This window comes from Ensifer sp. MJa1 (assembly GCF_037026475.1).
In the GTDB taxonomy this organism is placed as follows: domain Bacteria; phylum Pseudomonadota; class Alphaproteobacteria; order Rhizobiales; family Rhizobiaceae; genus Ensifer.
Map to the genome: position 1 here is coordinate 1 of NZ_JAKUMO010000011.1, position 13,217 is coordinate 13,217.

17 protein-coding genes, 1 tRNA gene and 1 pseudogene are annotated in these 13,217 nt (G+C 62.2%); 11 read left to right on the forward strand and 8 right to left on the reverse strand.

Translation table 11 applies throughout. The features are described from left to right. Positions 1-371: pseudogene (locus MKZ91_RS16105) on the forward strand (transposase); the annotation flags it as partial. Positions 372-665: 294 nt separating this feature from the next. Next, a complete protein-coding gene (locus MKZ91_RS16110; protein WP_336172029.1) occupies positions 666-959 on the forward strand; it encodes a GYD domain-containing protein in 294 nt (97 codons plus the stop codon). A gap of 77 nt (positions 960-1,036) precedes the next feature. Here the strand turns inward: MKZ91_RS16110 and MKZ91_RS16115 are convergent, their stop codons facing one another. Beyond that, the gene (locus MKZ91_RS16115) at positions 1,037-1,861 is read right to left on the reverse strand and encodes a DUF2066 domain-containing protein (RefSeq protein ID WP_336172030.1); all 825 of its coding nucleotides are present in this window, start codon (positions 1,859-1,861) and stop codon (positions 1,037-1,039) included. A 2-nt stretch (positions 1,862-1,863) separates the two neighbouring features. Further along, positions 1,864-2,277: a lysozyme inhibitor LprI family protein gene (locus tag MKZ91_RS16120; RefSeq protein WP_336172031.1), complete on the reverse strand. Its 414-nt coding sequence runs from the start codon at positions 2,275-2,277 to the stop codon at positions 1,864-1,866. A gap of 181 nt (positions 2,278-2,458) precedes the next feature. Between MKZ91_RS16120 and MKZ91_RS16125 the strand changes: the two genes are divergently transcribed. Then, a complete protein-coding gene (locus tag MKZ91_RS16125; RefSeq protein WP_336172032.1) occupies positions 2,459-3,028 on the forward strand; it encodes a transglycosylase SLT domain-containing protein in 570 nt (189 codons plus the stop codon). 26 nt (positions 3,029-3,054) lie between these two features. Here the strand turns inward: MKZ91_RS16125 and MKZ91_RS16130 are convergent, their stop codons facing one another. Next, positions 3,055-3,507, reverse strand: coding sequence for a VOC family protein (locus MKZ91_RS16130; protein ID WP_336172033.1), 453 nt, complete (start codon positions 3,505-3,507; stop codon positions 3,055-3,057). A gap of 161 nt (positions 3,508-3,668) precedes the next feature. On the opposite strand from MKZ91_RS16130, the gene MKZ91_RS16135 reads away from it, so the two are divergent. The 3 genes from MKZ91_RS16135 (at position 3,669) to MKZ91_RS16145 (ending at position 5,130) form a co-directional block, all read left to right on the forward strand. After that, a complete protein-coding gene (locus MKZ91_RS16135; RefSeq protein WP_336172034.1) occupies positions 3,669-4,022 on the forward strand; it encodes a DUF1428 domain-containing protein in 354 nt (117 codons plus the stop codon). A gap of 165 nt (positions 4,023-4,187) precedes the next feature. Further along, the gene (locus tag MKZ91_RS16140; protein WP_336172035.1) at positions 4,188-4,610 is read left to right on the forward strand and encodes a secondary thiamine-phosphate synthase enzyme YjbQ; all 423 of its coding nucleotides are present in this window, start codon (positions 4,188-4,190) and stop codon (positions 4,608-4,610) included. 112 nt (positions 4,611-4,722) lie between these two features. Beyond that, entirely contained in the window at positions 4,723-5,130 is a 408-nt protein-coding gene (locus MKZ91_RS16145; protein ID WP_336172036.1) for a ketosteroid isomerase-related protein, read from the forward strand. A gap of 19 nt (positions 5,131-5,149) precedes the next feature. Here MKZ91_RS16145 and MKZ91_RS16150 read toward each other — a convergent pair whose 3' ends face one another. After that, positions 5,150-5,314: a hypothetical protein gene (locus MKZ91_RS16150; protein WP_336172037.1), complete on the reverse strand. Its 165-nt coding sequence runs from the start codon at positions 5,312-5,314 to the stop codon at positions 5,150-5,152. 181 nt (positions 5,315-5,495) lie between these two features. Between MKZ91_RS16150 and MKZ91_RS16155 the strand changes: the two genes are divergently transcribed. Beyond that, positions 5,496-5,876 (forward strand): hypothetical protein, encoded by a 381-nt coding sequence (locus MKZ91_RS16155; RefSeq protein ID WP_336172039.1) that lies wholly within the window; start codon positions 5,496-5,498, stop codon positions 5,874-5,876. 696 nt (positions 5,877-6,572) lie between these two features. On the opposite strand, the gene MKZ91_RS16160 is transcribed toward MKZ91_RS16155, so the two are convergent. Further along, positions 6,573-7,313 carry an SIMPL domain-containing protein gene (locus MKZ91_RS16160; RefSeq protein WP_336172041.1) on the reverse strand — a complete coding sequence of 247 codons (741 nt, stop codon included), beginning with the start codon at positions 7,311-7,313 and terminating at the stop codon, positions 6,573-6,575. A 255-nt stretch (positions 7,314-7,568) separates the two neighbouring features. Here MKZ91_RS16160 and MKZ91_RS16165 point away from each other — a divergent pair. The 4 genes from MKZ91_RS16165 to MKZ91_RS16180 all read left to right on the forward strand — a co-directional run bounded on the left by MKZ91_RS16165 (position 7,569) and on the right by MKZ91_RS16180 (position 11,046). Further along, positions 7,569-7,644 (forward strand) — tRNA-Ile (locus MKZ91_RS16165). A gap of 202 nt (positions 7,645-7,846) precedes the next feature. Further along, positions 7,847-8,173: an ATPase inhibitor subunit zeta gene (locus tag MKZ91_RS16170; protein WP_336172042.1), complete on the forward strand. Its 327-nt coding sequence runs from the start codon at positions 7,847-7,849 to the stop codon at positions 8,171-8,173. Between the two features lie 1,125 nt (positions 8,174-9,298). Next, on the forward strand, positions 9,299-9,652 hold the full coding sequence (locus MKZ91_RS16175) for a hypothetical protein (protein ID WP_336172043.1): 354 nt from the start codon (positions 9,299-9,301) through the stop codon (positions 9,650-9,652). 362 nt (positions 9,653-10,014) lie between these two features. Further along, positions 10,015-11,046 carry a glycoside hydrolase family 26 protein gene (locus tag MKZ91_RS16180; RefSeq protein ID WP_336172044.1) on the forward strand — a complete coding sequence of 344 codons (1,032 nt, stop codon included), beginning with the start codon at positions 10,015-10,017 and terminating at the stop codon, positions 11,044-11,046. A 73-nt stretch (positions 11,047-11,119) separates the two neighbouring features. Here the strand turns inward: MKZ91_RS16180 and MKZ91_RS16185 are convergent, their stop codons facing one another. The 3 genes from MKZ91_RS16185 to MKZ91_RS16195 all read right to left on the reverse strand — a co-directional run bounded on the left by MKZ91_RS16185 (position 11,120) and on the right by MKZ91_RS16195 (position 13,174). After that, the gene (locus MKZ91_RS16185; protein ID WP_336172045.1) at positions 11,120-11,359 is read right to left on the reverse strand and encodes a DUF982 domain-containing protein; all 240 of its coding nucleotides are present in this window, start codon (positions 11,357-11,359) and stop codon (positions 11,120-11,122) included. 109 nt (positions 11,360-11,468) lie between these two features. Beyond that, on the reverse strand, positions 11,469-12,191 hold the full coding sequence (locus tag MKZ91_RS16190; protein WP_336172046.1) for a GntR family transcriptional regulator: 723 nt from the start codon (positions 12,189-12,191) through the stop codon (positions 11,469-11,471). A gap of 188 nt (positions 12,192-12,379) precedes the next feature. Beyond that, positions 12,380-13,174 carry a DUF1194 domain-containing protein gene (locus tag MKZ91_RS16195; RefSeq protein WP_336172047.1) on the reverse strand — a complete coding sequence of 265 codons (795 nt, stop codon included), beginning with the start codon at positions 13,172-13,174 and terminating at the stop codon, positions 12,380-12,382. Positions 13,175-13,217 lie beyond the last annotated feature (43 nt).

The window sequence follows — 13,217 nt, forward strand, 5'->3', positions numbered from 1 at the left end:
ATCGCTGCCCGGAGGGGCAACTGCTGAGCTATGCCACCACCGACCGCAACGGTTATCGCCACTACCGCTCCGAGCCGGCGATCTGCCGCGACTGCCCGCTGCTTTCCTCCTGCACCACCAACACCAAGGCGATCCGCACCATCACCCGCCATGTCTGGGCCGAGGCCCGGGAGCGCACCGACGCCCACCGCCTGACCCCCTGGGGCAAGGCGATCTACAAGCGCCGCAAGGAGACGGTCGAGCGCTCCTTTGCCGACGCCAAGCAGCTTCACGGCCACCGCTATGCCCGCTTCCGAAGTCAAATCCGCGTCGCATGCCAGTGTCTGCTGGCAGCCGCAGCGCAGAACATCAAGAAGATCGCAATGGCCCTGACCAAAGCGCAGCATGGCGTAAGCCAAGGCCCCCTTCTTTCTCTCCGACAAAACAACCCGAACAAAAATGCCTGCCCCAAAAACAAAAAACCCGCCGAAAATATCGACGGGTTTGTCAGCGGTCTGAGCCGGGCAAAGTGCCCGGCTTTTTCGTTTGTGGCTCACCCATGCGATTTATTGTGGGGGCTTGTGCCCAGGAGTATATTCGCGCTTTCGGAGCAATTGGGGCACCTCGTCGAAGACGCGGAAGCATTCGCACCGCGGGCGTAAAGTGTGCCCCGTGGGAGGTGTGAGATGACCACTTATGTCGTGCTCCTCAATTGGACAGAGCAGGGCGTGAAGAATGTGCGCGAGTCTCCAAAAAGGCTCGACGCGGCAAAGCAGGTGCTTTCCGAGATGGGCGGCTCCTTTAAGCATTTCTTTTTGACCATGGGCGAATACGACATGGTGGCCATCGTTGAGGCGCCCGATGACGCCGTCGCTGCACGCTTTGCGCTCACCCTCGGCATGGCCGGCAATGTGCGCTCGAAGACGCTGAAAGCGTTCCCCGAGGCCGCCTATCGCGAACTGATTGCCTCGCTCGGATAGTCCCGAAAAGAAATCACGCGGCAAAACGGCCACGGCCTGATCTGATGCCTGCCGCAAGCTGCGGCAGGCACAGCGCCCTATGGCGTGCCGTTGCCGGAAAGGATGCGTGCCGTGCCACGCATGGCGTTGCGAAAGGCCTCATCGAAGCTGACGCCACTCACCTGCCAGAGATAACGCTTGCCATCTGCGTCCAGTCGCCAATGGGTGATCCAGCCGCTGGCCTCATCGGACCAGACGAGCGTGCCGGTGAGAGCGACAGCTCCTTTGACGTCTGTCGTCGGCTCGGCAAGTTCATTTGGCTGCGCGCGCGACAGGGCTTCAAAGTCGAGCTTTCGCGCGGCAACGGTCGCCGCGTCGGGCAATAGGGGTGACAGCGCCAGCGGGATGGCCGCCGCCCGAAGCGAGTCCGCCATGTAGGGGCTTTCATTGCCGTTGCCCGAAAGCACGAAGCGGTGCTTCTGGTCGTGAACCGCAAGCAGAACGGCGATGGCCGGGCGAGGGGCAAGCCACGGCTTTCTGCCGAGATCGGCAAGCAGCCGGTTTGCAGTTGACGGCTCGAAGTGGCAGGTCAGGTCATGCGGCCGGTCGTGGGTGCCCTGTTCGTCGTGGATCGGGATGCCTTCCAGCCGGTCACGATAAGAGAAGGATGAAACGAAACTGCCGGCCTTGGCCTGAATGGCTTGGAACCCCTGGGCATCCACGATCGTCGGATCGCCCGACAGCTTGAGCAGCATTTCGCCAAGGCATTCGCGAAAGCCGATCTCACGGTTGATCTCGCCGGTGCCGGTAACGATGGCGTCACTGGTATAGAGGCCGGCCGGATCCGCTGCCAATACCGAGCCTGTGGGCGATGCGCAGACGAGTGCCGCCGCCAAGGCGAAAGCCACTGCCTGAACGGACACGCTCAATTTCCTGGGGGCAGCGGGCAACTGAGATCGCCCTCCGGACAGGCGAGGTAGGCCTTGAAGTCCGCGACCCTCTTGCGCGTCAGGCCATCGCGGCATTGCACGAGGACCATCGGATAGGCCGAGCCACCGTCGACGCCGGAAGCGGAGAAACTGCACTCCGCGTCGCGAAAGGCGATCCAGGCCTTCTGCGCCGAAACCAGAAGCTTGGCTGCATCCTGATCGTCCTTCAGCCGCAGTGCCATCTGCTTGTAGAGGCTGTTGAGCTCCGCGTCGGATACCCTTAACGCCTTGTCGGCGCATTCGTTCATCGTCGCCTGGTCGATGGCATCGGCGCAATCGGCCGCCATTGCGGGCGGCATGAAACCGGCGAGGCCGGCAAAGGTTGCAAACATCAAGTAAGCCAGCCGCATTCTCTCCTCCTCCTCCTATCGAGCGGTGCCTTGCGGCGAGTTCAGAATAGGGCGAGTTCAAAACCTGTGATAGAGCGATAATTCCCGGTGCAAGTACGCCGCCGCAATCGCCCGCCTTTGATTCAAAAGGGATCCTTAACGTTTACGTTTTATCAATCTCTGGGAAACCAGAGGTTCTGCGATGCGTTGCGTATTTGTCGTCGTCCTTCTGTTGCTGGCCGGCTGCGGAACGGTGCCGAGAGACACCCGGAATGCCTGTGCGGTTTTCGAGCAGCAAGATGGCCTATTCAACAACTGGCGCCGGGAAGCTTACAGCGCCCAGCGCGAATACGGCGTGCCCGTGCCGATCCTGATGGCGACGATCTACACCGAATCCGGCTTCCGCCATAACGCCCGGCCGCCGCGTACCAAGCTCTTCGGCTTCATCCCCTGGACCCGCGTCTCCACCGCCTATGGCTATTCCCAGGCGCTCGATGGCACCTGGGCGCGTTACCAGAGCGAGACGGGCCGCTGGGCGGCGCGCCGTTCGGACTTCGGCGATGCGATCCGCTTCATCGGCTGGTATCACCGCGAGAGCGCCCAGAAGAACGGCATTGCGCTCAACGACGCCTACCGGCTCTATATCGCCTATTACCACGGCCAAGCTGGCTATGCGCGCGGCAACTGGAGCGACACCGCCAAGACCGGCGCCAAGCGGGCGGCCGGCATGGCCTCGATCTACAGCAGGCAATTGAACGTCTGCGGCAGCTAGCGGTTTGCCGGCCGCTGGCGGATGCGCTAGCCGCCCGCCGCCCGCTCCAGTTCGGCGATATCGATCTTCACCATGCCCATCATCGCCTGCTGGGCACGGGCGGCGCGTGCCGGATCGGCATCGCCAAGGTGACGCATCAGGGCATCGGGGATGATCTGCCAGGCAAGGCCGAACTTGTCCTTCAGCCAGCCGCAGCGCTGTGGCGTGCCGCCTTCGAGCAGCCGATCCCAGAAATAGTCGACCTCCGCCTGATCGGCGCAGCGCACGAAGAACGAGACGGCCTCGCTGAACTTGAAATGCGGGCCGCCGTTGAGCCCCATGAACTGCTGTCCCTCGAGCTCGAAGCTTGCGGTGAAGGCCCGGCCGTCGGGACCCTTCTTGATGTCGGTGACGCGAGCGTTGTGAAAGATGCCGGTGTAAAAGCCGATGGCTTCCTCGAGCTGGTCGTCGAACCAGAGAAAGGGCGTGATCTTCTGCATCTCAGTGTCTCCCGTGGTGGTTGGTGCCGCCCAAGGACGTGCGAGCTGCCCTCAAGCCGACAGCCGCCCGCATGGTCGCGCAGATTTTTTCCGGCCCGTTGTCGGAACCTTTCGCGTCCGCGCGTCCTTTGCTGGTTCGAACACACGTGGAGGAATGTGTGATGACCTATGTCGATGGTTTTCTCGTTGCCGTGCCGAAGGCGAATATCGAGGCCTATAAGGCGATGGCCAAGGCGGCGGGCGATGTCTGGATGGAACATGGCGCGCTCTCCTACAACGAATGCCTGGGCGACGACGTGCCCTATGGCGAAGTGACGTCCTTTCCCCGCGCCGTGCAGGCCAAGGACGAAGAGACGGTGGTGTTTTCCTGGATCACCTACAAATCCCGCGCCGACCGTGACGCGATCGTCGCCAAGGTGATGGCCGATCCGAGGCTTCAGGACGATGCCTGGAAGCAGGTCTTCGATGGCAAGCGGATGATTTACGGCGGCTTCCAGACGTTCCTGGAAATGTAACGCCTGGCAAGTGCGCGCCGCGGATTTGGGCCGGAGACCGTGACGGCAGCGGCTGCGGCCCTCTGCCGGTCTTGGATCGGGAACGGTCCGGGGATAAAAGCGTTCTCCGGATCGACGGGTTGCGTCCGCCGCCGAACGATGACACGCAGCGCCTTGGGGAAGACCATGCCGCAGACGACCATCACCATCGCTACACGTGGCCAGGGGCTCTACGAGTTCACCCATGAGGCTCAAGCCTTCGTGCGCGGCAATTCCGACGGCGAGGGGCTTCTGACCGTCTTCGTGCGGCACACCTCCTGTTCGCTTCTCATTCAGGAGAACGCAGACCCGGACGTGAAGCGCGATCTGGACGCCTTCTTCCGCCGCCTGGTGCCGCCGTCCTCGGACCCTTCGATGCGCTGGATCGTGCACACCCAGGAGGGGCCGGACGACATGCCGGCGCATATCAAGGCGGCGCTGACCCAGGTTTCGATCGGCATTCCCGTTGCCCGCGGCCGAATGGTGCTCGGCACCTGGCAGGGGCTCTACCTCTTCGAGCATCGCGACCGGCCGCACCGGCGCGAGATCGTGCTGCATCTCGGCATGTGATCGCAGCCCGGCCGCGATTGACCGGAGCCGTTTCGGTTCTAGATAGAGCTTCAGATCAAACATCGAGATCAAGGGCTTGCAGGCCGGCGTTCGGCGCCGGAGAGGAGGGCTGATGACGGACGCGCAGACCATTGCCAACCGCTTCATTGAAGCGCTGAACCAAAGGGATTTCGAGGCGTTGGGGCGGCTTGTCCATGAGGATATCGAGCTTGATTCGCTCACCGGCCAGCGCACCGTGGGCGCCAGTCCCTTGCGCGCCTGGCTGATGACCTATCTGCGTCATTTCGATGAGCAGTTCGGCGACGTGGTGCTGATGCGGGATGCCTTCGGCCAGCGCGTGGCGGCCGACATGACGGCCCGCGGCACCTACCGCGAGACGATGCAAGGGTTCCCCGCCGCCTCCGGCCAGAGCTACTCGGTGCCGAGCGTGCTGATTCTCGAGATCGAGGACGGCGTCATCACCCGCCTTAGCCACTACCGCAATATCCGCGTTTTCGAACGGCTGCTTGCCGAGGGTTGAGCGCTCATTTCAGATACCATCACAGGGTAGGTGTCGGCTGCCGCTGGTCAAAGCCACGTCGGCGACGTTTGCCGACGTCGATCGACAGCGCTGCGACGAGGTGCCTTTCCGCGGCCACGGCCGAAAGCGCGATAGTGTAATGAAAATCCAGCAAAATCAACGCAATAACAAGCTTCTTCCCCAACGAAAAGTTGTCCCTCCGCGCGCGAATCCCGCGCCTGCGGACAGGGCGGGATCACGCTCCGGCAATCTGAACCTCCCATGAACATCAGGTTCCGCTGTCGTTCAGCTTCAGGAACCTATCCTTCAATCAATCGCTTGGGACGGTGATTGCCCTTTGAACCCTTCAAGCTTGGAGAGATGCCATGACGAACCGCTTTTTCAACGCTGCTGCCGCCGCCGTCATCGGACTGACCGGCCTGCTCGGTGCAGCCTCGACCGCCTCCGCCGACACGATCGAATTTGGTGTGGGCCCCGGCATCGACGTGCAGTATCGCGACTATGACGGCGCCTACGGCGACGAACGCGACTGGGGTCGCGGCCGTGACCGCCACTGGGATCGCGATCGCCGCGGCCGCTGCGCCCCGTGGATCGCTGTCGACAAGGCCCGTGACCGCGGTCTGCGCCGCGCCTATGTCGCCGACGTGACGCCGCGCCGCGTCGTCGTCGAAGGCCGTCGCCACGGCTACCGTCAGACGATCGTGTTCGCCAACGCCCGCGGTTGCCCGCAGATCGGCCGCTGGTAGTTCCCGATACCGTGCGACGGCCTGCTTTCAAACGCAGACCGTCGCCATGAGATCTTCCGCCTTGTCTCCCCCGGCCGGCGGAAGAATGCCCCTCATGCCCTCAGGGCATGGGGGGCTTTTTGTTGGGCGGCGCCTGTCCATTGAGGCGGCTTAGGTGTGCGTGTGCGCAGACTGCGGCGCGGCAAGGTGACTTAGTCGACGGCGCCGGCCGCAAGTGCGCGACAGGCTTTCGTACGATTGACGAGCCAGGTCAGGACCTCTCCTGTCATCGCCCTAAGAACACGGCCCCTCGTTCACCGTCATCCTCGGGCTCGACCCGAGGATCCACGCTTGTGGTTGGATCCTCGCCTCAAGGGCAGGGATGGCGAGGGGAGCGATGCAACGGCATGCCGTGCGACGGCGCGGAGGGCGCGGCGATTCGCTCGCGGTTCGCTTTCGGACCGGATCTGGCGATCGGGCGGCGCATGGTCATGGACTGGCTTACAGCGCCGCGCGCCTTCAGACGGGCGAAGGTCGCTGTGGCCCTTTGAATTGCCGCGTGTTTTGATCCTCGCCGGCCATGAGCAAGGGAACAGGCAGTCGGGGGAGCAGGTCAAAGCAGTCACCGCCGCCCAAACAAAAAAGCCCCCGGCTCCGCCTCGGGGCCGGGGGCTTCGACTGTCGAAGAGCCCGCGTACGCGGCGGGCCTTGCAAACCTTACTGCTTGATCTCGAAGGTCACATTGACCGTAACATTGTAGCTGTTCTCGCCGGTTGCGACCGGAACGGCATCGGCGGCATATTCCTTGGCCATGCCGGCACGCATCATCGGTACTGGCTCGGGGCGGAAGCCCTGTTCGGAGATGTTGACGATCTTGCCGAGCGAGACGCCGGCAGCTTCGGCAAGCACCTTGGCCTTTTCAACGGCATCGGCAACGGCGGCCTTGCGTGCTTCGGTGATGACCGCTTCCGGCTTGTCGTTGGTGAACGTGATGCCGCCGCCCTGGTTGACGCCGAGCGTGACCGACTTGTCGACGACTTCGCCGAGCTTGGCAAGGTCGCGAACGCGGACGCTGACGCCGTTCGTTACCTGGTAGCCGATCAGTTCCGGTGCGCGGTTGCCGCCGTCGGTGTTGGTTGGGTAGTTGTATTGCGGGTTCAGCATAAAGCCGCTCGTCTGCAGGTCGCGATCGGCAATGCCGCCGTCCTTCAGCGCCTTCAGCACTTCAGCCATGGTCTTGTTGTTGGCGTCGAGCGCCTCGCGGGCGGTCTTGGCGTCCTTGACGACGCTCAGTTGCAGGACCGCCATGTCAGGGGCGACCGTCGCGCGGCCTTCGCCGGCAACGACGATGGTTGCCTTGTCCTTGTCCGTCTCCTGCGCCTGAGCGGCAGCAACACCGGCAAAAGCGGCGGCGAAGGCGGCGATCGAAAGCGTGCGGGCAGTGCGTGTGGAAATCATGGTCTATGTCTCTCCGGTTGTTCCGTCCCTGGCGTCTTCTTGGCCGGCGATTGTGTGAGCATTGCGGCAATGGCTTGTCCGCAAAAAGGTTTTCGGATAGAGCCAATCCCATTCGCGAACTGCCATTGGTTCGCGCACCTGGATCGCTACGGTGCCACACGTCGTTCACACGTGCAAAGGTCGCCAAAGCACTTAGAGTTGCTGCCTGTTTATCCGCGGATCGTTACGATTTGAGGACACATGCAGATCCAGAGTGGGCCTGTAGCTCAATGGTTAGAGCCGGCGGCTCATAACCGCTTGGTTGGGGGTTCGAGTCCCTCCGGGCCCACCAATCCCCTCTGAGCATTGGATTTGCTAGGTTTACTGGCTGTTTTCGGCCCACATTTGATATGCACGCCGGTTTGGGACACTTTCCAGCGATTTTGTGGCTACGCGATATAGCGTAAGATGTGTTCCGCCAACGTCGGATAATCCCAAACCCTTCCTCGTAGTTTTTGCTACAATGTCCGATCAGGCAGCAATGGAGAATGTCGATGGCTGGTCTGGGCGTGGACATGGTGCGAATGGTACGTCGCAACAAGCTGGTTGGTTTCTGGGCGGCGGAGAAACTGGCGCTTGCTGGCGAAAATGCCAAGACCTACTCGGATGGTCTTGCGATGGCGGCGCTGGACGTCGAACGCAGCAACATTCTTGCGATAATTCGACGAGACTTTGACGCGGCAGGAGTGATCCAATCCGATGAGGACATTCTGGCGGTCATGAACGTCTGCTTGCTGGAGGCGGGAAAACCGACAAAGGGGTCGGACGGCAGCGATGCAGCGCTGCTGCACATTGCCCGTAACCTCATGCAAGGATCGTGAACGGCGGCGCACCGAGGCCCGAAGTCGACAGATATCGGGACCCTTGCTTTCTCTGGCCCCGGGGTAATTTGTTGACCCATCAAGATGCGGGCAAAATTCGTCGCAAGGATCGCCGCGCTGGGACAATCTCCATAAAAAGCAAATCGACTTCCGGCGTGGATTTTTTGCCCCACGTTTTTCTAAATACCTGAGTTGATGGAGTTTTCAGAGTTCCCCAGGCCGACCATCCGTCCAGTTCTGCTTCCGCCGATGGTCGTCGCCGTTCGTCAGATCCGCGGGTGTCTATCTGTCGTCGCGCCATCTTTGCAACGGGATCGAGCGGACCTGGGCGACCGCTGCAGCTGGTTTCGCGAGACGGCGCGCGTCGGAGCAGCGAATGCGATGCACCAATCCTGCCTTGCGAGAACTAGCCTGAGCAAAACTCAGAGTTTTCGGTCACGCCAGAATCGGCCATTGTAACCAAGTTCCCGTATCCTTGTTGGAGTCTGGTCAAGCTGGGAGTTGTACGCGTCCAAGCCTCTCTCGATGGACGCTACGATCAAAAAAGTGCCCGCCGAGGCGGGCAGTTTTAGAGTGGGCGCATACGCTCAAACATGTTGCGCCTTCGACCAAGGTGGCCGTCAGACGTCAACGATCTGTAAATGCCTAGTGGCCAGAAATGGGGAATGCGGGCGGCATGGACGTTTGCGACGCTTCGCGGCATGGATGCGGGTGCGTGCTGCCGGTAGAGGCGCTGCCGGTTCGGTGTCGTTGCGAAACTTTGTCCTTACGTTTGGCGGGGCTCGCCTTTCTTGCATATACTATCCCCCCGTCGTGGTCGGGCCATCGTGCCCGGCGCATGGTGATCGTCGGTGGTCTCGGGCGAGTACGGCAAGCGTTTGGTTTTCTTGCGTTGTTTCTTGGGTCTTCGGGTTTGTCGCAGGCTGTGGCGACGGCTGGTCGCACGGGGCGATGATCGTGGCTGCTGCAGACTTCAAGGATAACAGGCACAACTGCTGCAAGAACAATCTAAGAAAGAAATTGTTAATTTAAGCGGCGGATAATGAAAAGAGGGGTTGCAGTTCGGCGTCATTTACCCCAAAGGGAGCCGCGGGCGGCGTAAGCCGCCAATTCGAAAGGACGCCTATGCGCAAAACCGCATGTGCCGGCGCGAGCCGCACCGCCGTTTCGGGTTTCAAGTTTCTCGTACCGACAAGTTCAATTCTTAGCCTCCTGCTGTTTTCCGCCGGCTGCTCGTCGACGGTTGTCAGTGAAAGTCCGCTGTTCGCATCGAGGCATTCCAGCGCCTATGCGAGCCCGTCGGTCAAGGTGCGCAAGGAAGAGAAGCAATTGATCAAGGTCGCGGAGGCCGATGACAAGCTCGTCGAGCCGCAACCGACCCGGAAGCGCACGACCGGCTATCTCGGTCGCGCTCCCTACATTTGTTCGCCGAGCGGCTTCGGCCGCACGTCGCACTGCTTTCTGAGAGCCTCGCTCTAGAGTGCCGTTGCGTTCATCGGAACGCACAAAGGACGTTCTGGCGCTTCTAGGTCGGAGTACCTGTCCGCCTCGGGTCAATCCGGTCGGAGGGGCACGCTCCAGCGGATCTATCTTAAGTTCTTGCATTTGTAACATTCCGGGCGGTGCGCCGTCTGGAGGTGCGTTTGGGGGCGGTGGCGATCCCCGGTCTATCGGGCGGTGACCTTCTGACCGCCATTGCACTGGTCGACGAACGTGATTGCGATGGCCCGGACGGCCCATGTCCATGGTCGCGTCGATCCGGGGCACCAGCGCAAGAGGGGCACGCGTTGGGTGCCTGGTATCAATGAGGGCGCCGCGAGGCCGCCCGCCGGAGAGTGTCGTTGTCGACGAAGGTTTTGAGATCTGCCCTAGCCGCGGGCGCGCTGGCATTTCTGTCCGTTGCCGGAGCGACCTGCGCGCGCGCCGACGATCCGGCCGACGGGCTCGACCGGGAACTCACCACCGGCGCGATAGCGCCTGCAGCGGTCACCCCGACGGGGCGGGCGCCGCAGGAAGGCGACGTCGCGATCGGCGTCTATGATCCGCATGATGCCGTTGCCGATAGCGATGCGCTTAAGATCGAACATGTCTTCGTCTACTGGCAGAAGCCGGATCGGGCGATGCTGAAGCGCAAGATCGCTACGGCTGCGCGGCAGGGGCGGGCGCTGATGCTGTCGGTCGAGCCCTACACCCATGCGGCCGACTGGCGCGCCGGCGGTGACCGGCTGTTTGCCGATATCGGCAAGGGCCGTTTCGACCGCGAGATCCGTGACATCTGCAGCCGTGCCGCCGATTTCGACGGTCCGGTCTATGTGCGCTGGGGCCATGAGATGGAGGACCCGGACGGCCGCTATCCCTGGGCGCGTCGCGACACCGAAGGCTACAAGAAGGCCTATCGCTATTTCGTCACCAAGTGCCGCGAGCTCGCGCCTGATGCGCGCTATGTCTGGTCGCCGAAGGGCCACCGCAATCTTGGCGGCTACTATCCGGGTGACGATGTCGTCGACGCGGTCGGCATTCCCGTCTGGGGCCTGCAGAAGATGGATGTCGACTACTGGGGGCGCGAGCGCCGGTTCGGCGAGGCGCTCCGGGAGAAGTACCAGCGGGTCTCGAGGTTCGGTAAACCTATCCTTGTCGCCGAGCTCGGGGTTTCGGGACCGGCCGACTACAAGCGCGCCTGGTATCAGGAAATCTTCGACCAGCAGACCTATCGCCGCGCCTTTCCGCTTTTGACTGCCGTCGTGTTCTTCAACGACAAGGAGCCCTACAAATGGCCGCTCGGCTATGGCTCGCCGGACTGGCGGCTCGACAGGGACGCATTGAAGGCGCTCACCGACCGTCAGGCCGACGAGGCGGCGGCGCTGACCAGGTAAGCAAACCTCATCCGGGGCGATGCGCCGATGAGATCGTCGGCGCATCGTGATGGCGCGGTTTTGAGGCCTGGTCTCAGGCCAGCAACAGGCCCGCCTCACGGGCAGCGGCCGCAAAACAACGGCTGGCTCTATCGACACTTGTCAGTCCGTCGAGCGCGTCCAGGCAGCGTCTGAGTGCTGCGCGATATTCCCGTCCCCGGCGAGCCGGCCATTGCCGCAGCAGTTCCACAGCTTCGAAAACCGTTCTGACCACGGTCTGCCGTTTTGCCGATAGCCTCAAGGGGATGGGCGTGGGGAAGAGTTTTTCGCTCATTTGCATTCCTCGTTCGCAGTCTTTTCGAGCGAGGGTCGAACGTGTCAGCGCGCCGATGGTTCCGTCGCGGGGGTCGATTTTTTGACGGGCCGATCTGAAAGGCCGGTTTCTACAGCTCGAGAGCGGCCTTGAGGTCGGTCGATTTGTGAACACGAAGGTCGAGATCGGCTTCGATGTGGTCGATATGATGGACCATCAGTTTCGCGGCCGTGTCGATGTCGCCGCGCTCCAGCGCATTGACGATCTCGTCATGTTCGTTGTGGCCACAGCTCGAAACGGTCGATTGGCCGTAGAGCGCGATCACCAGCGACGAGCGGGCGACGAGCTCGTCCATGAAGCGGCGCAGGATGGTGTTGCCCGAGAGATCGGCGAGCGCCAGGTGGAAATCACCTGACGCCTTGATCTCGGCGCGGCGGGCCGATTGCCCGCGCTGCGCGGTCAGCTGCCGTTCGGCCGCCAGCATGCGCCGCAGTTCGGCAATCTCCACCTTGCCAATGTAGGCTGCCGCCGACCTGACGACCCCGGGCTCGATCAGCCGGCGGGTGGCAAAGATCTGGCGGGCCTCTTCGATCGAGGGATGGGCGACGAAGGCGCCGCGGTTCTTCTCGACGCTGACAAGACCCTCATAGGAGAGCGCCTGCAGGGCGGCGCGCACCAGCGTGCGGCTGACATTGAAGAGTTCGCCGACATCGCTTTCCGACAATTTGGTGCCGGGGGCAAGCCGCCGCTCGACGATCGCATCTCGCAACGTATCGCGAATATGCTGGCTGCCGGTGTCGGTGGTCGGGTCTGTGGCCATGTCGGCCGATGGAGGCGTGGTGGTCAGGGACATGAATCGATCCGCGAAGCAATAGGGCATCTTACCTTTGGGCGGGCGCAAGGGAAACGACAATTTGACGCGCATGGGTTGCGCATCGACAGCGGCAGGTTTCCACGAGCAGAAGACCCTTCAAATACAAAAACATGCAGCAATTGAAAGAGCTTAAGATACGCGGCGACAACCGGGCGGCGATTGCAGGGTCACTTGTCAAGCTCGGGATAGACACGGTCCAGGAAACCCGGGCGCAGCTTCTCGCCGATCAGGCAGTCAGAGGCCGGGAAGGCGTCGGCAAGACGGACGCTCGGCGGCGGCGGCAGGCCGCTGACTTCGAGAATCAGTTTCTGGCGGATCGCGACGGAAAAATCCTCCGGTTCGTGCACCGGCAGCACGAAAGAGCCCGGACCACCGATCACGCACTCGGCATAATACTGGTCGAGCGGGCCGGTTGAGACCGACGGCCGGATGAGGATGGCAAGGCCGTTGATGGTGATGCCGCGGGCAATAGCCGTGTCGCGGGCCGGAAGGACCGGAGGTCCGATATTGTTGGGACCGTCGCCGGAGACATCGATGACGCGGCGGCTGCCGGTAAAGGCGTTCGAATCGATGAGCGCGGTGCCATAGGTGATGGCGTTGGAGATCGATGTGCCACGGCGGGTGCCGACCGGGCGCTCCTCGATCAGCTTGGCAAAGGCGTCGGCGTCGGCGGCCGTGGAGATGACGCGCCAGGCGACGACGGAGGATTCGTTAACCGTGCCCGCCCATTCGAAATAGCCGATGGCGATCTTGCCGAGCAGGCCGCTTTCGACCGCATCGAGAAAGTCGCGGTGGCGCAGCGCCTCGACGTAGCCGGCGCGCTGGATGCGCGCCTCGTCCAGATCCATCGAGCCGGACATGTCGACGGCCAGGATCAATTCGACGTCGACATCCGTCGACGCGGCGGTCGATGGGCTCGGGCCACCACTCAATGAGAGGATCAACGCCAACACGCTCAACATCGCTTCAACCAGTCATTGCGCGCGGTCACATATGAAGAGAATG